Source organism: Cereibacter sphaeroides 2.4.1 (assembly GCF_000012905.2).
Taxonomy (GTDB): domain Bacteria; phylum Pseudomonadota; class Alphaproteobacteria; order Rhodobacterales; family Rhodobacteraceae; genus Cereibacter_A; species Cereibacter_A sphaeroides.
The window spans coordinates 825,805-852,137 of the sequence record NC_007493.2 but is presented as its reverse complement, the minus strand read 5'-3'; the positions used below and the strand labels follow the sequence as shown (position 1 = coordinate 852,137).

Annotated in this window: 23 protein-coding genes and 1 pseudogene; 18 read left to right on the top strand and 6 right to left on the bottom strand. The window is 69.8% G+C overall.

Annotation, left to right across the window (positions count from 1 at the left end):
• The first annotated feature begins 48 nt into the window (after nt 1-48).
• Nucleotides 49-1,269, top strand: a complete 1,221-nt coding sequence (locus tag RSP_RS04185; RefSeq protein WP_011337334.1) for a putative DNA modification/repair radical SAM protein — start codon at nt 49-51, stop codon at nt 1,267-1,269.
• Complete coding sequence (locus tag RSP_RS04180) at nt 1,269-2,726, top strand: UdgX family uracil-DNA binding protein (RefSeq protein ID WP_017140129.1); 1,458 nt, start codon at nt 1,269-1,271, stop codon at nt 2,724-2,726. Before RSP_RS04185 ends, RSP_RS04180 begins: the two co-directional genes overlap by 1 nt.
• Before the next feature lie 394 nt (nt 2,727-3,120).
• On the opposite strand, the gene RSP_RS04175 is transcribed toward RSP_RS04180, so the two are convergent.
• From RSP_RS04175 to RSP_RS04165, 4 genes are all read right to left on the bottom strand, one after another.
• A complete protein-coding gene (locus RSP_RS04175; RefSeq protein WP_011337332.1) occupies nt 3,121-3,375 on the bottom strand; it encodes a hypothetical protein in 255 nt (84 codons plus the stop codon).
• Nucleotides 3,375-3,515, bottom strand: a complete 141-nt coding sequence (locus RSP_RS22175) for a hypothetical protein (RefSeq protein ID WP_002719390.1) — start codon at nt 3,513-3,515, stop codon at nt 3,375-3,377. Before RSP_RS22175 ends, RSP_RS04175 begins: the two co-directional genes overlap by 1 nt.
• A gap of 86 nt (nt 3,516-3,601) precedes the next feature.
• Nucleotides 3,602-3,982: a response regulator gene (locus RSP_RS04170; protein ID WP_227590631.1), complete on the bottom strand. Its 381-nt coding sequence runs from the start codon at nt 3,980-3,982 to the stop codon at nt 3,602-3,604.
• Nucleotides 3,936-7,448 (bottom strand): chemotaxis protein CheB, encoded by a 3,513-nt coding sequence (locus tag RSP_RS04165; RefSeq protein ID WP_011337330.1) that lies wholly within the window; start codon nt 7,446-7,448, stop codon nt 3,936-3,938. Before RSP_RS04165 ends, RSP_RS04170 begins: the two co-directional genes overlap by 47 nt.
• A 71-nt stretch (nt 7,449-7,519) precedes the next feature.
• On the opposite strand from RSP_RS04165, the gene RSP_RS04160 reads away from it, so the two are divergent.
• The 3 genes from RSP_RS04160 (at nt 7,520) to glgX (ending at nt 11,830) form a co-directional block, all read left to right on the top strand.
• Complete coding sequence (locus RSP_RS04160) at nt 7,520-8,050, top strand: PAS domain-containing protein (protein WP_009562854.1); 531 nt, start codon at nt 7,520-7,522, stop codon at nt 8,048-8,050.
• Between the two features lie 469 nt (nt 8,051-8,519).
• A complete protein-coding gene (locus RSP_RS04155; protein WP_011337329.1) occupies nt 8,520-9,749 on the top strand; it encodes a sugar phosphate nucleotidyltransferase in 1,230 nt (409 codons plus the stop codon).
• On the top strand, nt 9,746-11,830 hold the full coding sequence (glgX, locus tag RSP_RS04150) for a glycogen debranching protein GlgX (protein WP_011337328.1): 2,085 nt from the start codon (nt 9,746-9,748) through the stop codon (nt 11,828-11,830). The genes RSP_RS04155 and glgX overlap by 4 nt, the downstream gene beginning before the upstream one ends.
• Before the next feature lie 277 nt (nt 11,831-12,107).
• On the opposite strand, the gene RSP_RS04145 is transcribed toward glgX, so the two are convergent.
• Nucleotides 12,108-12,779, bottom strand: a complete 672-nt coding sequence (locus tag RSP_RS04145; protein WP_011337327.1) for a hypothetical protein — start codon at nt 12,777-12,779, stop codon at nt 12,108-12,110.
• Nucleotides 12,780-13,020: 241 nt separating this feature from the next.
• On the opposite strand from RSP_RS04145, the gene RSP_RS04140 reads away from it, so the two are divergent.
• The 7 genes from RSP_RS04140 to RSP_RS04115 all read left to right on the top strand — a co-directional run bounded on the left by RSP_RS04140 (nt 13,021) and on the right by RSP_RS04115 (nt 21,756).
• A complete protein-coding gene (locus RSP_RS04140; protein WP_011337326.1) occupies nt 13,021-14,187 on the top strand; it encodes an efflux RND transporter periplasmic adaptor subunit in 1,167 nt (388 codons plus the stop codon).
• 3 nt (nt 14,188-14,190) lie between these two features.
• Entirely contained in the window at nt 14,191-17,337 is a 3,147-nt protein-coding gene (locus RSP_RS04135; RefSeq protein WP_011337325.1) for an efflux RND transporter permease subunit, read from the top strand.
• Between the two features lie 157 nt (nt 17,338-17,494).
• Nucleotides 17,495-17,749, top strand: a complete 255-nt coding sequence (locus tag RSP_RS04130) for a putative hemolysin (RefSeq protein WP_017140127.1) — start codon at nt 17,495-17,497, stop codon at nt 17,747-17,749.
• Between the two features lie 107 nt (nt 17,750-17,856).
• Entirely contained in the window at nt 17,857-19,161 is a 1,305-nt protein-coding gene (gene purB / locus RSP_RS04125) for an adenylosuccinate lyase (RefSeq protein WP_002719380.1), read from the top strand.
• Nucleotides 19,162-19,287: 126 nt separating this feature from the next.
• Nucleotides 19,288-19,443, top strand: coding sequence for a hypothetical protein (locus RSP_RS22170; RefSeq protein ID WP_002719379.1), 156 nt, complete (start codon nt 19,288-19,290; stop codon nt 19,441-19,443).
• 59 nt (nt 19,444-19,502) lie between these two features.
• On the top strand, nt 19,503-20,576 hold the full coding sequence (locus RSP_RS04120; RefSeq protein WP_002719378.1) for a flagellar motor switch protein FliG: 1,074 nt from the start codon (nt 19,503-19,505) through the stop codon (nt 20,574-20,576).
• 298 nt (nt 20,577-20,874) lie between these two features.
• Complete coding sequence (locus RSP_RS04115; protein ID WP_011337323.1) at nt 20,875-21,756, top strand: lysophospholipid acyltransferase family protein; 882 nt, start codon at nt 20,875-20,877, stop codon at nt 21,754-21,756.
• Nucleotides 21,757-21,790: 34 nt separating this feature from the next.
• Here RSP_RS04115 and RSP_RS04110 read toward each other — a convergent pair whose 3' ends face one another.
• Nucleotides 21,791-22,333, bottom strand: coding sequence for a L,D-transpeptidase (locus RSP_RS04110; RefSeq protein ID WP_011337322.1), 543 nt, complete (start codon nt 22,331-22,333; stop codon nt 21,791-21,793).
• A gap of 262 nt (nt 22,334-22,595) precedes the next feature.
• Here RSP_RS04110 and RSP_RS04105 point away from each other — a divergent pair, with 262 nt between their 5' ends.
• The 6 genes and pseudogenes from RSP_RS04105 to RSP_RS04080 all read left to right on the top strand — a co-directional run bounded on the left by RSP_RS04105 (nt 22,596) and on the right by RSP_RS04080 (nt 26,307).
• The gene (locus RSP_RS04105; RefSeq protein WP_011337321.1) at nt 22,596-23,075 is read left to right on the top strand and encodes a VOC family protein; all 480 of its coding nucleotides are present in this window, start codon (nt 22,596-22,598) and stop codon (nt 23,073-23,075) included.
• Between the two features lie 70 nt (nt 23,076-23,145).
• Nucleotides 23,146-24,009, top strand: a complete 864-nt coding sequence (locus tag RSP_RS04100; protein WP_011337320.1) for a branched-chain amino acid aminotransferase — start codon at nt 23,146-23,148, stop codon at nt 24,007-24,009.
• A 53-nt stretch (nt 24,010-24,062) separates the two neighbouring features.
• Nucleotides 24,063-24,523, top strand: a pseudogene (locus RSP_RS04095) (universal stress protein).
• Nucleotides 24,524-24,669: 146 nt separating this feature from the next.
• Nucleotides 24,670-25,230 carry a NifU family protein gene (locus RSP_RS04090; RefSeq protein WP_011337318.1) on the top strand — a complete coding sequence of 187 codons (561 nt, stop codon included), beginning with the start codon at nt 24,670-24,672 and terminating at the stop codon, nt 25,228-25,230.
• Nucleotides 25,220-25,828, top strand: a complete 609-nt coding sequence (gene tsaB / locus RSP_RS04085; protein ID WP_011337317.1) for a tRNA (adenosine(37)-N6)-threonylcarbamoyltransferase complex dimerization subunit type 1 TsaB — start codon at nt 25,220-25,222, stop codon at nt 25,826-25,828. The genes RSP_RS04090 and tsaB overlap by 11 nt, the downstream gene beginning before the upstream one ends.
• Nucleotides 25,825-26,307 carry a GNAT family N-acetyltransferase gene (locus tag RSP_RS04080; RefSeq protein WP_011337316.1) on the top strand — a complete coding sequence of 161 codons (483 nt, stop codon included), beginning with the start codon at nt 25,825-25,827 and terminating at the stop codon, nt 26,305-26,307. The genes tsaB and RSP_RS04080 overlap by 4 nt, the downstream gene beginning before the upstream one ends.
• Nucleotides 26,308-26,333 lie beyond the last annotated feature (26 nt).

Below are 26,333 nucleotides of genomic sequence, written 5' to 3'. Positions count from 1 at the left end.
ATTGGTTCTGCGCTTGCTTTCGAACAGCTAGGAACATATTAAGAACAGATGAAGAAAGACCTCGCCCGCAAGCTGGCTATCCTGTCGGACGCCGCGAAATACGATGCCTCCTGCGCCTCGAGCGGGGGCACACGGCGCGATTCGAAGGATGGCAAGGGGCTGGGATCCTCGGGCGGAAGCGGCATCTGCCACGCCTATGCGCCGGACGGGCGCTGCATCAGCCTTCTGAAGATCCTGATGACCAATTTCTGCATCTTCGACTGCGCCTATTGCGTGAACCGCGTCTCCTCGCGGGTCGAGCGGGCGCGGTTCTCGGTCGAAGAGGTGGTGACGCTCACCGTCGAATTCTACCGGCGGAACTATATCGAGGGGCTCTTCCTCTCGTCGGGCATCATCCGCTCGCCCGATGACACGATGGCCGACATGGTGCGCATCGCCAAGACCCTGCGCGAGCGCGAGCATTTCCGGGGCTATATCCACCTCAAGACCATTCCCGACGCCGCGCCCGAGCTGATCGAGCAGGCGGGCCTCTATGCCGACCGGCTGTCGATCAATGTGGAGCTGCCGACCGAAGCCGGGCTCGACCGCTTCGCGCCGGAGAAGTCGGCCACCGGCATCCGCAAGGCGATGGCCGAGGTGCGGCTGAAGCGCGAGGCCTCGCGCGAGCCGAGCTTCTCCGGCCGCAGACCCTCGCGCTTCGCGCCCGCGGGCCAGTCCACGCAGATGATCGTGGGAGCGGACGGGGCGGACGATGCAGCCATCCTCGGCAATGCCTCGACGCTCTATGCCAACTACGGTCTGAGCCGGGTCTATTACTCGGCCTTCTCGCCCATTCCCGATGCCTCGAAGGCGCTGCCCCTCGTGCGTCCGCCGCTCCTGCGCGAGCATCGGCTCTATCAGGCGGACTGGCTCCTGCGGTTCTACGGCTTCGAGGTGGGCGAGATCGCGGACAAGGGGATGCTCGATCTCGAGGTCGATCCGAAGCTCGCCTGGGCGCTGGCGCATCGCGAGGCCTTTCCGATGGATGTGAACCGCGCCCCGCGCGAGATGCTGCTGCGCGTGCCGGGCTTCGGCACCAAGACGGTGGGCCGCATCCTTGCCGCGCGGGCGCACGGGGCGGTGCGCTACGAGCATCTGGTGGCGATGGGCGCGGTGGTGAAACAGGCGCGCCCCTTCATCGTGGCCCCCGGCTGGCGGCCGCAGGGGCTGGACGACGCCAGCCTGCGCGCGCGCTTCGTGCCGCCGCCGGAACAGTTGAGCCTCTTCTGATGCCCGAGGTGGTCCTGCCGCGTCTGGGAACCGTGGCGGCCTGGCGCGCCGAGGCCCGGCGGCTGGCGCAGGCGGGTGTTCCGGCGGAAAGCGTCGTCTGGCGCGTGGGCGCGGGCGAAGCCGACCTTTTTGCCGACCTGCCCGCCCTGCCCGCGGGCCCGGCGCGCCAGATCCGGCTGTCGCGCGAGGCGGTCGGCTCATTGGAAACTGCCCTCTGCCACGCCGATCCCGAGCGGTTCGGCCGTGCCTACGGTCTTCTCCTGCGGCTGGCGGACGGCACTTTGCGCTGGGGCGACCGGAGCGATCCCGCGCTGCGCAAGCTCCTTGCGCAGGAGAAGATGGTTCGGCGCGAGATCCACAAGATGCACGCCTTCGTCCGCTTCCGCGAGCTTCCCTCGGAGGGCCCCCGCCGCGCCTTCGCGGCCTGGTTCGAGCCGGACCATCCGGTCGAGGAGGCGGCGACGCCCTTCTTCGCCCGCCGGTTCGGCGACATGGACTGGGCCATCGTCACGCCCGAGGTTACCGCGCGGTTCGTGGCAGGGCAGCTCGATTTCGCCCTGACCGAGGAGCGCACCGCGCCACCCGCCGATGGAACGGAAGAGCTGTGGCGGACCTATTACGCCAACATCTTCAATCCGGCGCGGCTGATGGTGAAGGCGATGCAGTCCGAGATGCCGAAACGCTACTGGAAGAACCTGCCCGAGGCGGAGCTGATTCCGGGCCTGATCCGGGGTGCGGCCGAACGGGCGGCCGAGATGCAGGCCGCAGCGCCGACCGAGCCGCCCGCGCGAACGGCGGCCGTGGCGCGGCAGCGTGCGGCGGCGGCCGGCGGACCGGCTGCGGCCGGCGACGGCTCAGCGCCCGGCACGTTGGCCGAAGCGAAGACCGCGGCCGAAGGATGCCGGCGCTGCGGCCTCTGGGCCAATGCCACGCAGGTCGTGTTCGGGGAAGGACCCGCCACGGCGCGCATGATGATCGTGGGCGAGCAGCCGGGGGATCGCGAGGATCTGGCCGGCCGGCCCTTCGTGGGCCCTGCAGGACAGCTCTTCGATGAGGAGGCGGCAGCGGCCGGCCTCGATCGCGGATCGGTCTATGTCACCAATGCGGTCAAGCACTTCAAGTTCGCCCCACGCGGCAAGCGCCGCATCCACCAGAAGCCCGATGCGGGCGAGGTGACCGCCTGCCGCTGGTGGCTCGATCTCGAGCGGGATCTGGTGCGCCCCCGCCTGATCGTCGCGATGGGCGCAACGGCGCTCGCCTCGCTCACCGGCTCGGGGGCGGGGATCCTGAAGCGGCGCGGGTCGGTCGAGAGGCTCGACGACGGGACGCCGGTCTTCGTGACGGTCCATCCCTCCTACATCCTGCGCCTGCCGGACGAGGCCGCGCGCGTCGAGGAGCGCAGGCGGTTCCGGGACGATCTTCAGGCGGCCCGACAGCTGCTGGAGCGTCTGGACTGATCGATTCCGCGCGTCGATCCGCGCTGCGTGACTGACGCCGGTATCGCGGGAACACGAGGGTCCTGCCTGAAGTTTCTCCCTGCGGGAACCTCGCAGGCCTCGGCGAAGCGCAAGGCTGCGGAACCTCTGCCGGGCAATCGGATGCAAGACGGTGTTGGGAGGAAGGACTCCGGGCTCTGGCTGGAGCCGGTGCCCGCGGGAAAAAGTCGATGCTGAAGGACCGCCCGCGCCTCCCTGTCGGCAGATCCGGTCCGCGGCGCGATCTGGAGAGGTGGCCGGCCGCGCCCAGAAGCCCCTTCGAGGCGCCAAAACCAAGGGGCGCTGCTGCGCCCCTCATGATCTCGGCCAGGGGTGGTCCGCCACGGCTTCGGAACAGGAGCGTCCTGAGACGCTTTTAAACTTCCGGCGCGTCGGGCTTGGGGATCGTGGTGGGCACCCGCTCGACCCGCTTCTCGTCCCATTGGGGGTCGGTGCGCTTGATCCGGCGCGAGATGAGGTAGCCAGCCGGCCACGACAGGAGGATGCCGGCCCCTGCTCCGATGGCGATCGGGGTCCAGCCATACCAGCCCATGCTGAAGAACAGGATCACGAGGACGCCCGTGATGACCGCTCCGGTCATCAGGGTGAGGAGGATGCTCAGCCGGTCCATCAGCGCCCCCGCTGACGCACCCGGGCCGGCACCGTGACGGGAACCAGCCGCTTCTCGCGGCGCGCCATGGCGATCGCGGTCACCACGATCGTCGCGGCGACAACGAGGGTCAGGCTCAGGGACAGGGTCTCGCTGGACATGGGCTTCATCCTCCGATGCGGCGGGGCCACCGCCTTTGAAGCTCAACGTCCCGCTGCCGCGCTTGTTCCCGGCAGCGCCCTCCGGTTCAGCCTTCGGAGGCGCAGGCGGCGGAGTTCAGCGCGCGCTCCAGCGCGGCCGGTGTCACCGGCTTCTCGATGACGGTCGCCCGGGGATCGGCCGGCAGGCTGGAACTGGCATAGCCGGTGGCGAAGACGACAGGCACGCCCTCGCCCAGAAGGCGGCTTCCGAGCTCGAACGAGGTCCGCCCGTGGCTCAGGTTCACGTCGAGCAGGGCGATGTCGGGCAGTGCCTCGGCCACGAACTTTTCGGCCGCCGGCAGGGAGTAGGCCATGTCGATCTGCTCGAACCCCATGTCTCGCAGCGTCTCCACCGTTTCCATCGCAATGATGGCTTCGTCTTCAAGGTAGAGGATCCGCATGGCGGAGGGGGTCCAGGTCACTGTCATAGTCCACTTCGGTTGCTGCATTCCATGGCAGGGCCACAACGAGGCGAAGACCGGCCGGTTCCCAGTTGCTCTCGATGCTGCCGTAGAAGGAGCCCTCTACCATCGAACGCATCAATTGCGTGCCGAAACCCTCGCGCGAGGGCGGATTTACCGCCGGACCGCCGCTCTCCTGCCACACCAGACGGAATTCCTCGCCTTCTCCCTCGTCCACCCGCGACCAGCGCACCGACACGCGCCCCTCGGGCCGCGAGAAGGCACCGTATTTCGACGCGTTGGTGGCGAGTTCATGGATCACCATGCCGAGGCTCAGCGTGGCGCGGGCGTTGAGCCGCATCTCGGGGCCGCGGAGCGTCACCCGCTCCTCGCCATAGACGTTCAGAAGCTCGAGCGCGAAGATGTCGCTGAGCGAGGTCGAGGCCCAGTTTTCCGAGGTGAGCAGATTGTGGGTGTTGGCGAGCGCCCGGATCCGCTGCGCCAGCGTCTCGAGGATCTCCTGCGGGTCGCCCTGCTCGCGCCGCGCCCGGTTGACCAGCGCGATCACGTTCGAAAGCATGTTCTTCACCCGGTGCTGCAGCTCGCGCATGATGCGGCGCAGGTCGGCCTGAAGTTCCAGAAGCCGGGTCACGTCGGTGACGTTGAAGCCCACGGCCCGCACCCCGTCCGAGCGATGGACGGGATACCAGTCGATCTCCCAGACGCGCGGCACGTCGGGATCGGCGGGCGTCGTGCCGCGCACCACCTGCCGCAGCACCGGCTCGCCGCTGTCGAACACCCGGCGGACCGAGGCCACCATGCGCCCCGCCACGTCGGGATGGACCTCCGAGATCGACCGGCCGATGAGGTTCTCATTGGGCAGGCCGCTGAAATCGGCCATCTTGGGATTGGCGCGCAGATAGCGGAAGTCGCGGTCGACGAGGCCCATCGCGCCGGGACTGCCGAGATAGAGTTCCTCGATTTCCTCGGCACTGGCGCGGGCGTCGGCCGAAGCCTCCTCGGCGGCGCGGGCGAAGCGGGTGACGGCGGTCACATCGAAGATCGAGAAGACGACCCCGCCCCGATCGCCCGAACCGCTGCGATAGGGCGCGAACCGCACGATCACCTCGGACTCGCCATCGGTCGAGACCATCGCCACCTCTTCGGCCGGGCCCTCCGCCATCACCCGACGGCAGACGTCGGCGATGGTCCCGATATCGAGACGCGCGCGGATGTCGGTGATCTCGCGCCCGCGGTCCTGCTCCACGAAGCGGAACCAGGTGGCGGCCTCGGGGGTGAAGGAGCGCAACCGCAGCTCGCGGTCGAGGAAGACGGTCGCGATCTGGGTGGAGGACATGAAGTTCGCGAGGTCCGCATTGACCTCGGCAAGTTCGGCAAGCTTGGTCTGCAGCTCCTCGTTGGTGGTCGAGAGCTCCTCGTTCGCCGACTGGAGCTCCTCGTTCATCGACATCATTTCCTCGTTCGAGCTCTTCAGCTCCTCGTTCGACGTCTCGAGTTCCTCCACCGTGGTGCGCACCATCAGGCGCGCCTCCTCGAGCTCGTCCTCGATCTGGCTCACATAGGCCTCGTCGAGCACGATCCGCGTGTCGGGGTCCGCGGCGGAGCCGGAGGAGGGGCTGGCGATGGTGCCGAAGGTCACGAGACGCAGACCGTTCGACAGGGTCTCGCAGCCGATCGTCACCTCCTGCGCCTCTCCGTCCCGGGAAAGCTCGACCCGTGTCTGGCGGAAGCTGCCGCCGGCGAGCCCGCTTCCGGTCAGAAGCCGCTTCAGCGGCTGCTCGAGCTCGGGAAGGATCAAGGCGCGGATGCCGAGCGACGCGGTGCCGGGATTGAGACGCACGAACCTCTCGGCGCCCGCCCCCACGCGCGTCACCTCGTCCTGCGGTCCGATGAGCAGGAACGGCGGCACATGGCGCACGACCAGCGCCTCGGCCGCGGCATAGGGCAGCCCGAAGATCTGCTCGGGCAGCGCATCGTGCGTTGCCTCGGAGGCAAGCGAGATGCTGCGGAAGCCGCGCGGCAGGTCGAGCGAACGCGCCAGCGCATCGTTGCGCCGGTAGATCCGGTGCTCGGGCACCACATTCACGAAGGGGTCGCCCTCGGCCTTGGCCGTCTCGGAGGGGCCGAGCATCAGGAAACCGCCGGGCCGGAGCGCGTAGTGAAACACGCGCTGCGCCAGCTCCTGCAGCTCGTGATTGAAGTAGATCAGCAGGTTGCGGCAGGTGATGAGGTCGAGGCGGGAGAAGGGCGGATCCTTGACGAGGCTCTGGGACGAGAAGCGCACCATGTCGCGCAGCTCTCCGCGCACCTCGAAACCGTGCCGGGTGGGGGTGAAGTAGCGCTCGAGAAACTGCGGCGGCACCTCGGAGGCGATGGAATTGGGATATTGCGCCCGCCGCGCGATGGCGAGCGCATCCTCGTCGATGTCGGTCCCGAAGACGCAGAGCCGGGCACGCACGTCGAGCCGCGTCATCGCGTCGGCGAGGATCATCGCGACCGTATAAGCCTCCTGCCCCGTCGAACAGCCCGGCACCCAGACCCGCAGCTCGTCGCCGCGGCCCTTCTCCTCGAGGATCCCGGGGATCGCCACCCGCGCCAGCGCGTCGAAGGCCGCAGGGTCGCGGAAGAAGCTGGTGACATTGATGAGCAGGTCACGGAACAGCCGATCGGCCTCGCCCCGGTTCTGCACCAGTTCGCGCAGATAGTCGCCGGGCTCCGTAAGCCCCAGCACCGACATGCGCAGCGTGATTCGCCTGAGGAGCGTGCCGCTCTTGTAACCGGAGAAGTCGTGGCCCGTGCGGTAGCGCACGTTGCGCACCACCTTCTCGATGAACTCCGCGTCGCTCTCGATGGTCGGCGCGATCCCCGAGGCGCGGTCGTGGAAATCGCGCAGCACGCCGATCATCTCGGCCGCAGGCAGCACGAGATCGACCGCCCCCGTGCCGATGGCCGAGCGGGGCATCCCGTCGTAGCGGGCGTCCTTGGGATCCTGCGCGAAGACGAGACCGCCCGCCTCCTTGATCGCCCGGACGCCGTTCGATCCGTCCGATCCCGTGCCCGACAGGATCACGCCCGCCGCATTGCTGCCATGCTCGCGCGCGAGCGCCTGGAAGAAGCTGTCGATGGGCCGGCGCAGCCCCCGCGGCGCCTCGAACGGCACGAGCTTCAGGACCCGGCCGCGGATGTCGAGGCCGAAGGCCGGCGGGATGAGATAGACGTTGCCGCTCTCGATCTCCATTCCGTCCTCGATGGACTGCACCGGCAGCCGCGTGCGCTTGGACAGAAGCTCGGGCAGCAGGCTTTCATGTTCCGGATCGAGATGCTGCACGAGGATCAGCGCGAACCGGTCGGTGGGCCTCAGCGCACCGAGCAGGCTCTGGAACGCCTCCAGCCCGCCGGCCGAGGCCCCGATCCCGAGAAGGACCAGGTCGCGATCGGCCGCGGATTCGGCGGCGGAAAGCATTTCCGTCATGTCGTAAACTTTCGGTCTGGAACTGCGACAACCCGACGCATACGCTCCGGCGGCACAGGAGGCGAGGGGGAATGGACCAAAAACAGTTCGAGAAGATCCGCGGGATCTTCGATCGCTCGGGCGTGGCCCTGACGCTGGTGGACATGTCCCTGTCCGAACAGCCGCTGGTGCTGGCCAACCCTCCGTTCCTGCGGATGACCGGCTATACCGAAGGGCGGATCCTCGGGTTCAACTGCCGGTTCCTCCAGCGCGAGGGCGAGAACGAGCAGGCGCGGGCCGACATCCGCGAGGCGCTGTCCAAGGGGCAAGAGACGCAGGTCGTGCTGCGCAACTACCGATTCTCGGGCGAGCGGTTCGACAATCTCCTCTTCCTGCATCCCGTGGGAGGCAGCATCGGGCATCCCGACTATTTCCTCGGCTCGCAGTTCGAGCTTGGGCGGTCTGGGAGTTCCGAACAGGAGGCCGCGGCCGGTCATGCGGGCGCCTTGACGCGCGAGCTGGCCCGGATCGGGGCGGTGGCCGCCCGGCTCGAGATGGACAGCCGCCGGCAGCTCGCGGATGCGGCGGCGGCGCTCGTGCGGGCCTGGCAGCGCCGGACCTGACCGACGCCGCGGACAGCCGCACCCCCGTCCGGTCTGCGCGCCGTCGCGGCAGATGCCCGGCGGGGCGTGGTGCGGAAGCTGCTGTCGGCCATGCGCGACTCCTCGGATCTGGGCAGAGGAACGTCCCATGAAGTTGCCGGTTCCGCCAGCATCTCTGCCCGAACGGCCGCTCCGCCCGCCGGACCGGATCGGTGGCTCAGGCCGGCCGCAGGTTCCGCATCCTGTCCCGTCCCGAGGCGCGCCATGCGCGCCGGACCGCGGACGCGGACGTGCCTCGCGACGTCGTGCGGCACCCCAGTCCTGACCCGCAAAGAGCAGGCCTGACCGAGAGCCGCAGCCGCCTGCACAGCGGACAGGCAGCCGGTGGCACAGGCTCCCGGATCGCAAGCCTTTTTTCATGCCGCCGCGGAACCGCGGGACAGCCGGGCGGTTGAAGCGCGCAACTTCACGACAACTGGATGCGAACCCCATGCGCGACGCCCAACGGCCGGACCTGTCCACCACCTTTACGGTCCTCCTCGCGGGAGGTCGCGGCTCCCGCCTGCATGAGTTGACGTCCCGCGAATGCAAGCCCGCCCTGCCCTTCGCCGGGCCGCGGCGGATCGTCGACTTCACCCTCGCCAATGCGGCGCGCTCGGGCCTGACCCGGATGATCGTGGCCACGCAATACCGCCCGGAGACGCTGGCCCACCACCTCGAGAGCCGCTGGGCCAGCCGCTTCGCCGGGGGCAGCCTGCGTCTGCGCGAGGGCACCGCGGTGACGGGCAGTCCTCAGGGCTATGGCGGGACGGCCGCGGCGGTGGCCGCGAACCTCGCCGAGCTTCAGTCCGAAGGGGTGCGCGAGCTCGTGGTGCTCGCGGCCGACCATGTCTATGAGATGGATTACGCGGACATGGTGGCGGCCCACCGTGCGTCTGGCGCCTCCGCCACGGTGGCCGTGGATACGGTGCCCACCGACCGCGCCTCGGAATTCGGCGTGGTGCGCACGAGCGAAGGCGGCCGCATCGAGAGCTTCCTCGAAAAGCCCGCGGTGGTGCCCGCCGATCCGGCCATTCCCGGACGGGCGCAGGTCAGCATGGGGATCTATGTCTTCGACCTCGACTGGCTTGCCTCGGTGCTGCGGATCATCCCCGGCGCAACGCAGGACTTCGGCCATGACATCCTGCCGCTCGCGGTGGCCCTGGGCGAGGCCCATGCCTACCGCGTGCCGGGCGACAACTTCTACTGGCGCGACGTGGGCACGCTCGATGCCTACCGCCTGGCACAGCTCGAGTTCCAGACGGGCGAGGCACCCTGCGCGCTGCCGCCGCGCATCGCGGCGAGCGAGCACGAGATGAAGGCCGCGACCGGCGAGCTGATCCAGTTCGCCTTCCGCATGCAGACCGGCGGCATCGCGCTTCATTCCCCGCGGCTCGGCGGGGACCTGCCCGGCCGCTGGACCATGCTCGACGAGAGCGTGCTGCTGCCCGGCGCGCGCGTGGCGCCCGGCGTGCGCCTCACCCGCACCATCGTGGCCCCCGGCACCTCGGTGCCCGCAGGTCTCGTCATCGGCGAGGATCCCGACGAGGACGCCCGCTGGTTCCGCCGCACCGAGGAGGGCACGGTTCTCGTGACGACCCCCATGCTCGCCCGCCGCGCCGCCGACCGCGGCCGGCTGGTCGCGCCCTTCGCCGACTCCCGCATGGGTCGCTCGGCATGAAGCGCCCGACCCGCCCGGCCCCGCCGCTCAAGTTCGACATGTCCTCGGCCCATCCCAACCGGCTCGGGGCGGATTTCGACGGCGAGGGCACCAATTTCCCCCTTTTCTCCGAGAATGCCACGCGGGTCGAGCTCTGCCTCTTCGACGAGACCGGCCAGACCCAGACCCACTGCCTCGATCTGCCCTCCTACGAGGGCGGGATCTGGTACGGCTACCTGCCCGGCATCCGCGAAGGACAGACCTACGGCTACCGTGTCCACGGCCCCCATGCGCCCGAAGAGGGCCATCGCTTCAACCCGAACAAGCTGCTGATCGACCCCTATGCCCGCGAACTGCGCGGGGACCTGATCTGGGACGATGCGCTCTTCGGCTATCCGATCGGCGGCGACGATCTCGAACTCGATCCGCGCGACAGCGCACCCTTCATGCCGAAGGCGGTGGTGGTCGATCCGGCCTTCGACTGGGAGGCGGACAAGGCGCTCCGGCACCGCTGGCAGGACACCGTGATCTACGAGGCCCATGTGAAGGGTCTGACCATGCGCCATCCGGGCGTGCCGGAAGAGGATCGCGGCACCTTCAAGGGCCTCGCCTCGCCGGCGGTGATCGACCATCTGAAGGCCATCGGGGTCACGGCGATCGAGCTTCTGCCCATCCACGGCTTCCTCAACGACCGCCACCTGATCGAGAAGGGCCTGTCGAACTACTGGGGCTACAACACGCTCTCCTTCTTCGCGCCCTATCGGCCCTACACGAAGTCGGGCTCCATGCGCGAGGTGAAGCGGGCGATCAAGCGGTTCCACGATGCCGGCATCGAGGTGATCCTCGATGTGGTCTACAACCACACCTGCGAGGGCAACGAGAAGGGCCCGACGCTCTCGTTCCGCGGCATCGACAATGCCTCCTACTACCTGCTCTCGCCCGAGGCGAAGCGCCATTCCTTCGACACGACTGGCACCGGCAACACGCTCAACGTGGCCCATCCGATGGTGCTGCGCATGGTGATGGACTCCTTGCGCTACTGGGTCGAAGTCATGCATGTCGACGGCTTCCGCTTCGACCTCGCCTCGACACTCGGCCGCGAGCCCGAGGGGTTCGAACGCGGCGGCACGTTCTTCGCGGCGATCCGGCAGGATCCGGTGCTCTCGATGGTCAAGCTGATCGCCGAACCCTGGGACATCGGCGAGGGCGGCTATCAGGTCGGCGGCTTCCCCTGGCCGTTCCGCGAATGGAACGACAAGGCGCGCGACGACCTCCGCGCCTTCTGGCGGCGCGACCCCGGGCTGATCGGCGACGTGTCGCAGCGTCTTCTGGGCTCGCCGGTGCAGTTCTCCCATTCGCACCGGCCTGCGACCTCGTCGGTCAACTTCATCGCGGCCCATGACGGCTTCACCGCCTGGGACCTCGTCTCCTACGACGAGAAGCACAATGAGGCGAACGGCGAGGACAACCGCGACGGCCATTCGCACAACCTGTCGCACAATCTGGGCGCCGAGGGGCCGACCGACGATCCCGGCATCCTCGAGGCGCGGCTGCGGCGGGTGAAGGCCATGCTCGCCACGCTGTTCCTGTCGCAGGGCGTGCCCATGATCCTCGCGGGCGACGAGTTCGGCCAGAGCCAGCAGGGCAACAACAACGCCTACTGCCAGGACAATGAGATCGCCTGGCTCGACTGGGAGGAGGCGCGCGACGAGTTGATCCGCGCCGTGGCGGACCTCGCCGAGTTCCGCAAGGCCGACGGCGGCATATCGCGTGCCCGCTTCGCCGTGGGCCCGGACGCGGTGCAGCACGACACGCCGGTGGCTACGTGGCTCCATCCTGCCGGGCGCGAGATGGAGGAGGGCGACTGGAACGAGGGCGAGCTCAGGCTCTTCGCGCTCCGGCTCGACCTCCCGCGCGGGCGCGACCTCCTCGTGGTGCTGAACGCGGGCGACGACGGCGACTTCGCGCTGCCCGAGGGCGAGTGGCGGCTGAAGATCGACACGTCGCGCGAGCGCATCGCCTGCGACGAGCCCGCTCTGGGCACCCTCCCGGTCGGCTGGCAGAGCGTGATGGTGCTGGTGGCCGCCGAAGAGGCCGACTGAGACCGCCTCCCAAGGCGGGCATTACCCGGCGGCGGCTCCTCGGATCCGCCGCCCGGAACACAGCAGGACCGCTCGAGCTCTCTCGGGGTCCGCCTCCAGCCTGCACCCTGCGCCCCTTGCCGCCCTAGCTCCTCGTCAGGGCCGCAGCCTCCGCCCGCCGCCCCCCGGCAGCCCGCGGGCCCTGGCGTTCGGCTGAACCTCCCGTCTTTCACTCTGCCCAAATATCCCGGGGGTCCGGGGGCAGCGCCCCCGGCCTTCGCCTCAACCGGCCGTCGCCTCAGCCCGACAGCGCCGCCAGCCGCGCATGCGCCGAGACCCCTCGCATGTCGAGCGCCACGTCGCGCAGGAAGACATTCTCGAGGAGGTTGATCCGCAGCAGCTTCCGTTCGGTGAGCGGCGCGCCGAACAGGTCGCGGCGGATCATGGCCTCCTCCTCGCGGCTCAGACGGACCACCTCCGGCTCCGCTTCCGACTGGACCGAGACGAAGGTCAGCGGCGTGATATAGGCCATGTCCGACTGTTCCACGACCAGATGCAGAACGCCGGACGCAAGCTGCCGCCGTGCCGCGATCCGCGTCAGGATCGCCCGCCCGCGCACCTGCAGCAGGTCGAGCCCCCGGTCGGCCTCGGCGCGGTCGATCATCTTCGCTCGCCTTTCCTTCGGGATGCGCAGCACGTTCGTCTCGACATAGAGGATGGCCACGATCATCAGGAGCGGCGCCTGCGCGATGGCGAGCGCGCTCTGCCGCCAGACGAACATGGCCGCCACGAAGGGCGCGAGCACGCCCAGAAAGCGCAGCATCTGCGTCTCGAACGCCATCCGCCAGACGAGGCGCAGCGGGAAGCCGCGGCGCGGCAGCAGCATCACCCGCCCGAAGATCCGCCGCGGCACCTGCCGCGTCTCGAGCGCGTTCCGGTTCCATATCGTGGAGGGACTGACGATGAACATGGGTGACCTCGGGCGACCGCAAGTCTCAATGATAGCAGGGCGCGCCGCGTTTCAAGTTCCGCGCCGAAAGCGCACGTCCGCGTGAACCCGCGCCGCCCTCCCCCGCCGATCACGCATTTGTGCCATGATGTGCAGGCTCCGGCGGGGATGGGGCTGCGATCTTTACAGCCTTCGCGCTAGAAGAAACGACGGAACGAGGCAGGCGCGGCGTATCAGGGGCCGCGACAACCGAGGAGGGACGATGTCACTGGTGAAGCAGGGCCTGCTCGTGCTGGCCGTCGCCGCGGCGGTTCTGGTCATCTGGGTGCTCTATGTGCCCGCCGCCCGGCCCATGCTGGCGCGGGTGGGGCTGCTCGCCCCGATGGAGCGGATAGGCCTTGTGGCGCAGGACAGCGAGGCGCAGGCGGCTCCGGGCCCGCGGGGCGGCCCGGGCGGCGCGCCCACCACCCGGGTCGTCGCAGCGCCGCCCGAGGAGCGCCCGCTCAATGCCATCGTCACTGCGGTGGGCAGCGCCCGCGCCGTCCGCGCCGTCACCCTCGCTCCCGAGGTCGAGGGCCGGATCGACGCCATCCCCATCGAGCCCGGCAGCCGCGTGGCGGCGGGCGACCTCATCGCCTCGCTCGACAGCGAAGCCGCGCGCATCGCCGTCAACCGCGCCGAGCTGATCCTCGCCGACGCGCGCGAGGATCTGGCCCGCGCCGAGCGGCTCGCAGGCTCGGGCGTCACCAGCGACCTCGCGCGGCAGGAGGCGCTTTTGGCCGTCCGCACCGCCGAGCTCGAGCTGCAGCAGGCGCGCTTCGAGCTCTCGCAGCACCGAATCGTCGCGCCCTTCGACGGCTGGGTCGGCATCATCGAGGTCGAGGTCGGCGACCAGATCAGCCGGGGCGACCTGCTGACCCAGCTCGACGACCGCACGAGCCTCCTCGTGGATTTCCGCGTGCCCGAGCGCGTGGTGGGCAAGGTGGGCATCGGCGACCGGGTGACGGCCACGCCGCTCTCGGGCCCGCAGGAGCCGCTCGAGGGCCGGATCAGCGCGCTCGACAACCGCGTGGACGAGGCGAGCCGCACTCTGCGCATCCGCGCCACCATCCCCAATGCGGACGACCGGCTGCGCGCGGGCATGTCCTTCTCGATCCGGCTCGAGCTTCCGGGCGAGCCGCGCCCCGCCGTCGATCCGCTGGCGATCCAGTGGGGCGCCGACGGCTCCTATGTCTGGGTGGTGCGCGAGGGCCGCTCCGAGCGGGTCTCCGCGCGGATCCTGCAGCGCGACGCCGATGCGGTGCTGGTGCAGGCCACCTTCCGCCCCGACGATCTGGTGGTGGTCGAGGGCGTGCAGACGCTGCGCCCCGGCGGCCCGGTGGCGCTGGTGGAGCCCGAGGCGGCCGCCCCCTCCGGCTCGAAGAGCTGACCCATGTCCACGCTTCCCGAACCCGACGAGCGCGAGCTTGCCCATTCCAACACGGCGCTCTTCATCCGCCGTCCGATCCTCGCCTTCGTGCTGAATGCGCTGATCCTGATCGCGGGGCTGGCCGCGCTCTACGGCGCCGACGTGCGCGAGCTGCCCGACGTGGACAGCCCCGTCATCACCGTCACCACGACCTTCGACGGCGCCTCTTCCGAGACGATCGATCAGGAAGTGACCGACGAGATCGAGGGCGCGGCCTCGCGCGTGGCGGGGGTGAAGTCCATCTCCTCCAGCTCGCGCTTCGGGCGCAGTCAGGTGACGGTTGAGTTCAACGACGACACCAATCTCGACGTGGCCGCCAGCGACATGCGCGATTCGATCTCGCGCATCCGCAACAATCTGCCCGACGACGCCGACGAACCGCGCATCGTGAAGGCCGATGCCAATTCCGAGGCGGTGATGCGGGTGGCCGTGACCTCGGCCCGCCGCTCGGCGCAGGAGCTGACCCAGATCGTCGAGGACCAGATCGAGAGCCGGCTTCTCGCCGCTCCGGGCGTGGCGGACCTCCAGATCTACGGCGACCGCACGCCCATCTTCCGCGTCGATGTGGATCAGATGCTTCTGGCCTCGCGGGGGCTGACGCTCGCCGATCTGCGCACCGCCCTCGGCAATGTGGCCTACGATGCGCCGGCGGGCTCGCTCACCTCGGACCGCCAGAGCCTCGTGGTCCGCACGACCGCGACCGTCACCACCCCCGCAGCCTTCGAGGCGCTCGAGATCGCGCCCGACGTGCGGCTGGGCGATGTGGCCACGGTCGAGCTCGGCCCCGAACCCGGCGCCTCCTATCTGCGGGCGAACGGCGAGAACGGGGTGGGCCTCGGGATCATCCGGCAGGCCCAGAGCAACACGCTCGAGATCTCGAAGGCGGTGCGCGAGATCGTGGCGGGGCTGCAGGCCGACCTGCCGCAGGATGTCCGCATCTTCGTGACCTCGGACGACGCGACCTTCATCAACGGCGCGATCCACGAGGTCGAGATCGCGCTCGGCCTGTCGGTCCTGATCGTGGTGGCGATCATCTACCTCTTCCTGCGCGACATGCGCGCCACCCTGATCCCCACGCTGGCCATCCCCGTGGCACTGGTGGGCACGCTCGCCGCCATCTGGATCGCGGGCTTCTCGATCAACATCCTCACGCTCCTGGCCCTTGTGCTGGCCACCGGGATGGTGGTGGACGATGCCATCGTCGTGCTGGAGAACATCGTGCGCTGGCGGGCGCAGGGGATCGGGCCGCGGGCCGCGGCCGTGCTCGGGACCCAGCAGGTCTTCTTCGCCGTCATCGCCACGACGACGACGCTGGCCGCCGTCTTCATCCCGCTCTCCTTCCTGCCCGGCCAGACCGGCGGCCTCTTCCGCGAGTTCGGCTTCACGCTGGCGATCTCGGTCCTGCTCTCGTCGGTGACGGCGCTGAGCCTCTGCCCCGTCCTCGCCAGCCGCTTCCTGCGCGCGGGCGACGAGAGCCACGCCCGCGGCCCGGTGGTCTGGCTCGGCCGGACGCTCGCGGCCTTCTACCGCCGGACGCTGCACTGGGCGCTCGACGCGCCAGCCGTCACGCTGGCCATTGCCACGGGCTTCGCGCTGACCGCCGTCTTCCTCTTCGGCACGCTGAAGCAGGAGCTGACCCCTTCCGAAGACCGGTCGGTGATCCTGATGTCGGTGCAGGCGCCGCAGGGCGTGGCGCTCGAATATACCGACGGCAAGATGCGCGAGATCGAGGATCTGATCGCCCCCCTGCGCGAGAAGGGCGAGGTCTTCAGCGTCTTCGCCATCGCGGGCTCGGGCAGCCGCGACAACCGCGGCTTCATGGTGATCTCGCTCGCCCCGTGGGAGGACCGCGACCGCAGCCAGCAGGAGATCGCAGCCGAGCTGAACGAGGGGTTGAGCCGCATCGTGGGCATCCGCGCCTTCGCCATCCAGCCGAACTCGCTTGGCGTCCGCGGCGCGGGCCAGGGGCTGAGCTTCGCGGTGGTGGGCGACAGCTACGCCCGGCTGGCCGAAGGCGCGCAGGAACTCGTCGACCGGATGGAGGAGAACCCGGCCTTCGGCCAGGTGCGGCTCGGCTACGAGACGACGCAGCCGCAACTCTTCATCGAGGTCGACCGCACCCGCGCCTCCGACCTCGGGATCGAGATCACGGGGCTCGGCGAGGCGCTGCAGGCGGTGCTCGATGGCCGCACGGTGGGCACGGTCTTCCTCGACGATGCGAGCTACGACATCCAGATGCTCTCCACCACCGATCCGGTGAACGATCCCGGCGACCTCGAACGGATCTTCGTGCAGTCGGGCGACGGGCAGATGGTGCCGATCTCGAGCTTCGTGACCCTCACCGAACGGGCCGTGGCGCCCGAGCTTTCGCGCGAGGGGCAGCTGCGGGCGGTGCCGATCTCGGCCAGCCTCACGCCCGAGCTGGCGCTCGGCGAGGCTCTGGAAGAGGTGGAGCGGCTGGCGGCCGACATCCTGCCCGGCGACAGCCGGATCGAGCCCCTGGCCGAGGCCGCGACATTGGGCGAGACCTCCTCCGGGCTGACGGCCACCTTCGGCTTCGCCATCGTGATCGTGCTTCTGGTGCTGGCCGCGCAGTTCGAGAGCTTCGTCTCGGCCTTCATCGTGATGGCGACCGTGCCGCTCGGGCTCGCCTGCGCGATCTTCGCGCTGGTGGCCACCGGCGGCAGCCTCAACGTCTACAGCCAGATCGGGCTTGTCCTGCTGGTGGGGATCATGGCCAAGAACGGCATCCTGATCGTCGAGTTCGCGAACCAGCTGCGCGACGAGGGCCTGCCGGTGCGGCGGGCCATCGAGGATGCCTGCGCGATCCGCCTGCGCCCGGTGATGATGACCATGATCGCCACCGTGCTGGGAGGGCTTCCTTTGGTCTTCGCGGCCGGCGCCGGCGCCGAGGCGCGCGAGGTGCTGGGCTGGATCATCGTGGGGGGCCTCGGCCTTGCCACGGTGGCCACGCTCTACCTCACGCCGGTGGCCTATCTCCTGCTCGCAGGCCTTTCGCGGCCGAAGGCCGAGGAGCAGACCCGCCTCCTGCGCGAGCTGCACGACGCCACGCGGATGCCGCCCCCGGTCGAGGGCCGGCCGGCCGAATGACCGTCAGGCCGAGCCCGGTCCCGCGCCGCCGCCGTCCGATTTTCGCCGCCCCGCCCCCGCATCCGGGCACAGCCCCTTGCGGCGGGCGGGCCGCGCTGTGAAGATCGGACACGACCCCGCCCGCTCTCCCTGCCCTGCTCTGGCCCAAGGCTTCCCCATGTTCCTCTCCCGCGCGCCGCTCCTCCTCATCCTCGCCCTGCCGGCCTGCGGCGGTCCCGATCCCACGCCGGTGGCCGCGCCCGGCGACCTCCACCGGTCGGGCATGGCCAATCCGGCCTCGGTCTATTGCACCCAGCGCGGCGGACGGCTCGAGATCCGCAGCGAGGGGGCGGGCCAGACCGGCTACTGCCACCTGCCCGATGGCCGAACTCTCGAGGAATGGGAGCTCTACCGCGACGCCGAGCCGCTCTGACCCGGGAGCGGCCGCCTGCCCCGGCGGCAAGCGATCCGCGCCCCGAAGCCTTGCCAGCACCGGCCACGGGCGCTAAGGCGACCCCGCCGGTAGAAGGAGAGGCCCCGATGATCCCGCGCTATTCCCGCCCCGACATGGTGGCCATCTGGTCGCCCGAGACGAAGTTCCGCATCTGGTTCGAGATCGAGGCCCATGCCTGCGACGCGCAGGCCGCCCTCGGCGTGATCCCGAAAGCGAATGCCGAAGCCGTCTGGAAGGCCGCCGAGGCGACCTTCGACGTGGCCCGCATCGACGAGATCGAAGCGGTGACGAAACATGACGTGATCGCCTTCCTCACCCATCTGGCCGAGATTGTGGGCGCCGACGAGGCGCGCTTCGTCCATCAGGGCATGACCTCCTCGGACGTGCTCGACACGACGCTGAACATCCAGCTCGTGCGCGCCTCTGACCTGCTGCTCGCGGGGCTCGACCGGGTGCTGGCCGCGCTGAAGGCCCGCGCGCTCGAGCACAAGGACACCGTCCGCATCGGCCGCAGCCACGGCATCCATGCCGAGCCCACCACCATGGGCCTGACCTTCGCCCGCTTCTATGCCGAGATGGCGCGCAACCGCACGCGCCTCGTCAATGCGCGCGCCGAGATCGCCACCGGCGCCATCTCGGGTGCGGTCGGCACCTTCGCCAACATCGACCCGGCGGTGGAAGAGCATGTCTGCGCCCAGCTCGGCCTCGTGCCAGAGACGGTCTCGACGCAGGTGATCCCGCGCGACCGGCATGCGATGTTCTTCGCGACGCTCGGCGTCATCGCCTCCTCGATCGAGAATGTCGCCATCGAGATCCGCCACATGCAGCGCACCGAGGTGCTCGAGGCCGAAGAGTTCTTCTCGCCCGGCCAGAAGGGCTCGTCGGCCATGCCGCACAAGCGCAACCCGGTGCTGACCGAGAACCTGACGGGCCTCGCCCGGCTGGTGCGCATGGCCGTTGTGCCCGCGATGGAGAATGTGGCGCTCTGGCACGAGCGCGACATCTCGCATTCCTCGGTCGAGCGCGCGATCGGCCCCGACGCCACCATCACGCTCGATTTCGCGCTGCACCGCCTCGCGGGCGTGATCGAAAAGCTCGTGGTCTATCCCGAAAACATGCTGAAGAACATGAACAAGTTCCGCGGCCTCGTCATGAGCCAGCGCGTGCTGCTGGCCCTGACGCAGGCGGGCGTCAGCCGCGAGGATGCCTACCGGCTCGTTCAGCGCAACGCGATGAAGGTCTGGGAACAGGGCCGCGACTTCAAGGAGGAGCTCTTGGCCGATCCCGAGGTGACGGCCGCGCTGAGCCCGGCCGAGATCGAGGAGAAGTTCGATCTCGGCTATCACCTCAAGCATGTGGACACGATCTTCGCCCGCGTCTTCGGCGCCTGAGCGGGAAAGCTCGTCCTTCACGCGTGCGTGACGCCCCGCGGTCTCCGCCGCGGGGCGAATCATGTTAGCCTCCGTGGGTGCGATTGACGCCGGCCTTTGCCATCCCACCCCTGACAGGAGGAATGAATGACGAAGCTGACCCTCGCGACCCTCGCCCTGATCGCCGCCCCCGCGCTGGCGATGGCGGACTGCCCGATGAAGCACCAGACCACCGCCTCGGCCTGTGGCGACGGGCAGGTCTACGACAGCGCCACCAAGGCCTGCACGACCGTCACCGGATAAGGCGGCCTTAACCGCCGGGCCGCCAAGCTGGACCCCGAGGATCAGCGATTCGGGACAGCATGGCACAGGCTCTGGCACGGTTCCGCCCCGCTCGCGGGGCGGTGTCCTTAGATGGGGAGGAGGACGGCCCCCGTCCCCTCTCGCGCCGCGAGAAGGCGGCGATCATCGTGCGGCTTCTTCTGGCCGAAGGCGCACCCCTGCCCCTCACTTCCCTGCCCGATGACATGCAGGAAGGCCTCGCCGAGCAGATGGCCCGGATGCGGACGGTCGACCGCTCCACCATGACCGCAGTGATCGAGGAATTCGTCGAAGAGCTCGAGTCCGTAGGCCTCTCCTTCCCCGGCGGGCTCGACGGCGCGCTGGCCGTGATGGACGGCCACATCAGCCCCTCGGCGGCGACCCGTCTGCGCCGGCAGGCGGGGGTGAAGGGCGATCCGTGGGAGCGGATCGTGACCCTGCCGGCCGAGAAACTCCTGAAGGTGGTGGAAGAGGAGAGCGTGGAGGTGGCCGCGGTCATGCTCTCGAAGCTGCCGGTGCCGAAGGCGGCCGAGGTTCTGGGCAAGCTGCCGGGCGAGAAGGCGCGGCGCGTGGCCTATGCCGTGTCGATGACCGGCTCGGTCGAGCCCGAGACGGTGCGGCGGATCGGCCTCTCGCTTCTGGGTCAGCTCGAGGCCGAGCCGCCGCGCGCCTTCACGGCGACGCCGGTCGAGCGGGTCGGGGCGATCCTCAACGTCTCGGCCGCGGTTACCCGCGACGAGGTTCTGAAGGGGCTCGACGAGGCCGACGCGGCCTTCGCCGAGCAGGTGCGCAAGGCCATCTTCACCTTCGAACATGTCCCGCGCCGGGTGCTGGGGCGCGATGTGCCGAAGGTTACCCGGGTGGTGGAGCAGGCGCGGCTGGTGGCGGTGATCGCCGCCGCCTCCAGCCGCCCGGAGCTGTCCGAGGGGGTGGAGTTCCTGCTCTCCAACATGTCCCAGCGCCTCGCCCAGTCGCTGCGCGAGGATGCCGCCGCGCGCGGACGGGTGAAGGACAAAGAGGCGGAGGAGGCGATGAACGCCGTGGTGGCCGGCATCCGCCAGCTCGAGGCGGCCGGTGAGCTCGTTCTGGTGGTGGAGGAGGAAGAGGGCGGATGACCTCCGGTGCCACCGCATGACCGTCATCATCGCAGCCCGCAATGCCGAAGCTACCCTTTCGCAGGACAGGCGGTGGACACCCGCGGAACCGGCCAACAGGCTCAGCCGTCCGACCTTCCGGGCGCAGCCATTGGGATCTGCGACCGTCGTCGCCCGGGTCCGGCCTGCGGGATCCCTGCGGCGCGAAGCCGCCCGTGGAAGCGTCGGGCACGGTTCCCTCGCCCCCTCCGCTTGAGGTTCGCAGGACGGGTCTCTATGTCTGGACCACCCAACGAAGGCGGCGCTGACCGCGGAGACCATGGCTTCCAGACGAACCGGACCTGCCGCATGGGCGCAAGACCGCCTTCTGCGCGCCCTGATCGGGGCGCTACTTCTGCTGCCCTACGCGTGGCGGGTACCGCTCTGCGGCTGGGTCATGTCGCGCCTCATCGCGCCCTTCGCGGGCTGGGACCGGCGGGTGCGCGCCAACCTCGCACGGGTGCTGCCCAACCTGCCGGAGGCCGAGGTGCGGCGCCTCATGCGCAGGGTCCCGGACAATGTGGGCCGGGCGGTGATCGAATCCTATTCGGGGCAGGCCTTCGTCGAGCGGGCCGCACGCGCGCCCGTCACAGGGCCGGGGCTCGCCACGCTCGAGGCCGCCCATGAAGCCGGGCGACCGGTCGTGATCGTGACCGGCCATTTCGGCAATTACGATGCGAGCCGCGCCGCGCTCCGCGCCCGCGGCTTCGAGATCGGCGGCCTCTACCGGCCGATGAACAACCGCTATTTCAACGAGCATTACGTCCGCGCCATGGCGGCGATCGGCGGCCCGGTCTTCGCCCGCGGCAAGGCGGGGCTCGCGGGGATGCTGCGCCACCTCAAGGGCGGCGGGATGCTGGGCCTGCTGATCGACGTCCACATGCGCGACGGCGCGGTGCTGCGCTTCTTCGGCCATCCGGCCAAGACCGCGCTTTCGGCCGCCGATCTCGCGCTGAAATATGACGCGCCGCTGGTTCCGGTCTATGCCATCCGCGCCGAGAACGGGCTCGACTTCGAGATCCGCGTGGATGCGCCGATCCCGCGCGGCACCCCGGCCGAGATGACACAGGCGCTGAACGACTCGCTCGAGGCCGTGGTGCGCGAGCATCTCGACCAGTGGTTCTGGATCCACCGCCGCTGGCGCGTGGCGCCGGCGGCCTGAGGAAGGCCACGAAGGCGGGCTCTCTGCCCCGCCGTCAGACCAGCCGCACCTGCGTGCCGACTGTGGTATGGGCAAAGAGCTCCGCGATATGGGCATTCGAGAGGCCGATGCAGCCATGGGCCGTCACGCCGCCGATCGTCGAGGGGTCATGCGTGCCGTGGATGCGGTAATGCTGCCATTCGAGATGGAGCGCATGGGTGCCGAACGGGTTGCCCGGCCCGGGCGGCAGGCTCCAGGGCAACTCCGGGTCGCGGGCGCGCATCGCGGGGGTCGGACGCCAGGTCGGCCCCTCGACCTTGCGGATGATCCGGGTGCCGCCCAGACGCGGGAAGGCGCGCGTGTCGGGCATGGCCGCCGGATAGCGGCGGTGCACCGTGCCGTCCTCCGACCAGAACAGCACCACACGCTGGCGCAGGTCGGCCAGCACCGCCCCATGCTCGAGCGTTTCGAAATGATCCTGCCAGTCGGTCGACTCTTCCGCCAGGCCCTCGCGCGCCCCGCCCGCCAGAGCCAAGCCGGCGAAGGCCGCCGCCGCGGCCGATAGGATCCCCCGCCTTCGGAGGTTCAGCTTCTGCATCGAACGTGTCCTGCTCATTGTCTTTTTTTGAGAGGCTGCGACTCGTGACCGCGCCCTGCCCCCAAGGTGGTGCCGCCGGGGAAGCCCGGCAATTCACGAATTCTTTCCGCTGGCGAATTCCGCCGATCCGGGGGTGAAGCGTCCGGGCCCTGCCCGCGCACCGGGCGGGACGCGCGCTTCCGCTCAGTCTCTGTGCGGGGCCGCACCTGTCCTGCGGGCCGCGGCGGGGCTACCCTCGGGCCAGCAGTTGCAGGAGTGCGCCATGACCCTTCCGCCTCAGACCCGCATCGGACATGTCCATCTGAAGGTGGCCGACCTCGACCGCGCCATCGCCTTCTACGGGGGCGTCCTCGGCTTCGAGCTTCAGCAGAAGCTCGGCAGCCGCGCGGCCTTCCTGTCGGCCGGCGGCTATCATCACCATATCGGCCTGAACAGCTGGGAGAGCCTCGGGGGCGAGCCGCCCGCCCCCGGCACGACCGGCCTCTATCACACCGCCATCCTGTTTCCCGACCGCGCCTCGCTCGGGGCTGCGGTGCGGCGCGTTCTCGATGCCGACGTGGCGCTGGAGGGGGCTGCCGATCACGGCGTCTCGGAAGCGGTCTATCTGCGCGATCCGGACGGCAACGGGGTGGAACTCTACCGCGACCGGGCGCCCGAGGACTGGCCACGCGACGCCCACGGCGCGCTGGCCATGGGGACCGGGCGGCTCGATCTCGCGGCGCTGCTGGCCGAGGCGGACTGAGGCGGCACGCCGTCTGGACCCCGCCCCTGCGCGGTGCTTTAAGGGGGGCCGCAAGAGGCAGGAGATCACGATGGCATTCGGCAGGAACATCCGCACCTTCTTCGAGGGCCGCTGGCACGAGGGCGACGTGGCCGTGATGCGCGCAGCCGACCACGGGATCTGGCAGGGCTCTTCGGTCTTCGACGGCGCGCGCTGGTTCGACGGGGTGGCGCCGGATCTGGAGGCCCATTGCGCGCGGGTGAACCGCTCGGCCGAGGCGCTGATGATCACGCCCACGGTGGGCACCGAGGAGATGGTCGCCATCGCGCGCGAGGGGCTCAGGGCCTACGGGCGCGATCAGGCGGTCTATATCCGGCCGATGTACTGGGCGCTCGACGGATCGGATCTGGGGGTGGCGCCGAAGCCCGGCGCCACGGGCTTCGCGCTCTGCCTCGAGGAGGTGGCGATGCCCGCGCCCGAGGTCACGACCACGCTCACCCGCACCCGCTTCCGCAGGCCGGTGCTCGAGGACAATGTCTGCAACGCGAAGGCGGGCTGCCTCTATCCGAACAATGCCCGGATGCTGGTCGAGGCGCGCTCGAAGGGCTTCGGCAATGCGCTGGTGGCGGACGCGATGGGCAATGTGGCCGAGACGGCCACGGCCAACGTCTTCATGGTGAAGGACGGCGTGGTCTTCACGCCGGTTCCGAACGGCACCTTCCTGTCGGGCATCACCCGGGCGCGCCACATAGCCAACCTGCGCGCCGACGGGGTCGACGTGGTCGAGACGGTGCTGACCTTCGAGGATTTCCACGGCGCCGACGAAGTGTTCCTCTCGGGCAATTTCGCCAAGGTCACGCCGGTCACGGGCTTCGATGAGACCGTCTATCAGGTGGGTCCGGTCACGCGGCTGGTGCGGCAGCTCTACTGGGACTGGGCGCATTCGGTGGGCTGAGCCTTGCGCGCCGGGACAGGCTTCGCCATGATCCCGCGGTCAGGGAGGACGTGATGCGCAAGTTTCTGGTCGTTCTGGATGACAGCCGCGAGTGCCTGAACGCGATGCGATGCGCTTCGCCGCGCTGCGCGCCGCCCATACCGGGGCCGGCGTGCAGATCCTGTCGATCATCCCGCCCGAGGAATATCAGCACTGGATGGGCGTCTCGGACCTGATGCGGACCGAGGCGCGCGAGCGGATCGAGGCCCATTTCGAGGTCTTCGCGAAGTGGATGCGCGACCGGCAGGGGATCGATCCCGAACTCGTGATCCGCGAGGGCGATCCGGTGCAGGAGATCCTCGCGCAGGTGAAGGAGGATCCGGCGATCGGGGTGCTGGTGCTCGGCGCCTCGACGGAGAAGGCGGGGCCGGGGCCGCTGGTGACCCAGATGAGCCGCAATTCCGGCAACCTGCCCATCCCGATCACCATCGTGCCGGGCGAGATGTCGAAGGAGCGGCTGGAGGCCATCACCTGAGATCCGGCGAAAGGCCGGGGGCGCTACCCCCGGACCCCCGGGATATTTGGGCAGAGTGAAAGCGCGCGGGGCGCGCGCGGAGGGGGCCAATTCTTGACTTGGCGGGTCGGGAAGCGCATATCGGGGCCTGATCGCGGAGGCTGCCCATGTTCATCCAGACCGAATCCACGCCGAACCCGGCGACGCTGAAATTCCTGCCCGGCCAGATGGTGCTGGAGGCGGGCACCGCCGATTTCGCAACGGCCGAGGCGGCCGCGACCTCGCCTCTCGCCCGGCGCATCTTCGCCGCGGGCGGCGTGTCGGCCGTCTTCTTCGGCACCGATTTCGTGGCGGTGACCAAGGCCGATGAGGTGGCCTGGGATCATATCAAGCCCGCGATCCTCGGCGCCATCATGGAACATTACCAATCGGGCGCGCCGGTGCTCGAGGGCGAGCAGGCGGCCTCGGGGCACGCGAGCCACGACGGGCCGGACGAGGATGTGGTGCGCCAGATCAAGGAGCTGCTCGACACCCGTGTCCGTCCGGCGGTGGCGCAGGACGGTGGCGACATCACCTTCCACGGTTTCGACCGCGGCATCGTCTATCTGCACATGCAGGGTGCCTGCGCGGGCTGCCCCTCCTCGACGCTGACGCTGAAGATGGGGATCGAGAACCTGCTCCGGCATTACATCCCGGAAGTGCTGGAGGTGCGCCCGGTTGCGGCCTGAGCCCGCGATCCTGGCCTTCGACACGTCGGCCGCGCATTGCGCGGCCGCGTTGCTTTCGGGGGACCGGCTGCTCGCCCTCCGGACCGAACCGATGGAGAAGGGCCAGGCCGAGCGGCTGATGCCGCTCTTGGAGGAGGTTCTGGCCGAGGGAAGCCTGGGCTGGGCCGATCTCGACGCGCTGGCGGTGGGGACCGGGCCCGGCAATTTCACCGGGGTGCGGATCGCGGTCGCGGCCGCCCGGGGGCTGGCGCTCGCGCTGGGGAAGCCGGCCCTGGGCGTCTCGCGGTTCGAGGCTCTGGCGCTGGGTCTGCCCGCGCCCGTGGCGGTGCTCGAGGATGCGCGGCGGGGCGAGGTCTATCTGGCCGACGGGGCCCTGCCGCCACGGCTCGTGGCCCTCGAGGGGCTCTCGGTGACGGCGCCCCGGCAGGTGGGCAGCGCGGCCTTCGCCGACCGGCTCGAGCCGCTCTACCCCCTGGCCGAGGCCATTGCGCGGGTGGCGGCAACTAGGCTCGGCCAGCCGCAGCCCCGGCCCGCGCCCTTCTATCTGCGCGGCGCCGATGCCGCGCCGGCCGCCGATCCCCCGCCGGTGATCCTGTGACCGCGGCCCCTGCCCTATCGCCCGTCGGACCGAACGCGCTTGCCGCTTTGCACGGCCGGGTGTTTCAGACGCCCCGGCCCTGGTCGGTGCCGGAGTTCCGGGCGCTTCTGGGCGAGCCATCCGTGTTCCTGCTGACCGAACCGCGCCCGGGCTCGGCGTCCGAGGCGCTGCAGCCTGCCGCGCCGGACGGGTTCCTGATGGGCCGCGCCATCGCGGGCGAGGCCGAGATCCTGACGCTGGCCGTGGCCCCCGAGGCGCGGCGGCAGGGCCTCGGCGCCCGGCTGGTGGCAGCCTTCCTTTTGGCAGCCCGGGCCCGGGGCGCGGAGAGCGCCTTTCTCGAGGTGGCCGCCGACAATGAGCCGGCGCTTGCGCTCTACCGCGTCGCGGGCTTTGCCGAGGCCGGGCGGCGGCGCGGCTATTACCGCACCCCCGAGGGCCGCCCGCTCGATGCGCTTGTGATGAGCCGCCCGCTCGGCTGACGCCGCGGCAGGCGCAGGACGCCGCG

Bases quoted from the DNA above. Each gene is read 5' to 3' on its own strand.
- RSP_RS04185 (WP_011337334.1), top strand. From the start codon at position 49: ATGAAGAAAGACCTCGCCCGCAAGCTGGCTATCCTGTCGGACGCCGCG.
- RSP_RS04180 (WP_017140129.1), top strand. From the start codon at position 1,269: ATGCCCGAGGTGGTCCTGCCGCGTCTGGGAACCGTGGCGGCCTGGCGC.
- RSP_RS04175 (WP_011337332.1), bottom strand. From the start codon at position 3,375: ATGGACCGGCTGAGCATCCTCCTCACCCTGATGACCGGAGCGGTCATC.
- RSP_RS22175 (WP_002719390.1), bottom strand. From the start codon at position 3,515: ATGTCCAGCGAGACCCTGTCCCTGAGCCTGACCCTCGTTGTCGCCGCG.
- RSP_RS04170 (WP_227590631.1), bottom strand. From the start codon at position 3,982: ATGACAGTGACCTGGACCCCCTCCGCCATGCGGATCCTCTACCTTGAA.
- RSP_RS04165 (WP_011337330.1), bottom strand. From the start codon at position 7,448: ATGACGGAAATGCTTTCCGCCGCCGAATCCGCGGCCGATCGCGACCTG.
- RSP_RS04160 (WP_009562854.1), top strand. From the start codon at position 7,520: ATGGACCAAAAACAGTTCGAGAAGATCCGCGGGATCTTCGATCGCTCG.
- RSP_RS04155 (WP_011337329.1), top strand. From the start codon at position 8,520: ATGCGCGACGCCCAACGGCCGGACCTGTCCACCACCTTTACGGTCCTC.
- glgX (WP_011337328.1), top strand. From the start codon at position 9,746: ATGAAGCGCCCGACCCGCCCGGCCCCGCCGCTCAAGTTCGACATGTCC.
- RSP_RS04145 (WP_011337327.1), bottom strand. From the start codon at position 12,779: ATGTTCATCGTCAGTCCCTCCACGATATGGAACCGGAACGCGCTCGAG.
- RSP_RS04140 (WP_011337326.1), top strand. From the start codon at position 13,021: ATGTCACTGGTGAAGCAGGGCCTGCTCGTGCTGGCCGTCGCCGCGGCG.
- RSP_RS04135 (WP_011337325.1), top strand. From the start codon at position 14,191: ATGTCCACGCTTCCCGAACCCGACGAGCGCGAGCTTGCCCATTCCAAC.
- RSP_RS04130 (WP_017140127.1), top strand. From the start codon at position 17,495: ATGTTCCTCTCCCGCGCGCCGCTCCTCCTCATCCTCGCCCTGCCGGCC.
- purB (WP_002719380.1), top strand. From the start codon at position 17,857: ATGATCCCGCGCTATTCCCGCCCCGACATGGTGGCCATCTGGTCGCCC.
- RSP_RS22170 (WP_002719379.1), top strand. From the start codon at position 19,288: ATGACGAAGCTGACCCTCGCGACCCTCGCCCTGATCGCCGCCCCCGCG.
- RSP_RS04120 (WP_002719378.1), top strand. From the start codon at position 19,503: ATGGCACAGGCTCTGGCACGGTTCCGCCCCGCTCGCGGGGCGGTGTCC.
- RSP_RS04115 (WP_011337323.1), top strand. From the start codon at position 20,875: ATGGCTTCCAGACGAACCGGACCTGCCGCATGGGCGCAAGACCGCCTT.
- RSP_RS04110 (WP_011337322.1), bottom strand. From the start codon at position 22,333: ATGCAGAAGCTGAACCTCCGAAGGCGGGGGATCCTATCGGCCGCGGCG.
- RSP_RS04105 (WP_011337321.1), top strand. From the start codon at position 22,596: ATGACCCTTCCGCCTCAGACCCGCATCGGACATGTCCATCTGAAGGTG.
- RSP_RS04100 (WP_011337320.1), top strand. From the start codon at position 23,146: ATGGCATTCGGCAGGAACATCCGCACCTTCTTCGAGGGCCGCTGGCAC.
- RSP_RS04090 (WP_011337318.1), top strand. From the start codon at position 24,670: ATGTTCATCCAGACCGAATCCACGCCGAACCCGGCGACGCTGAAATTC.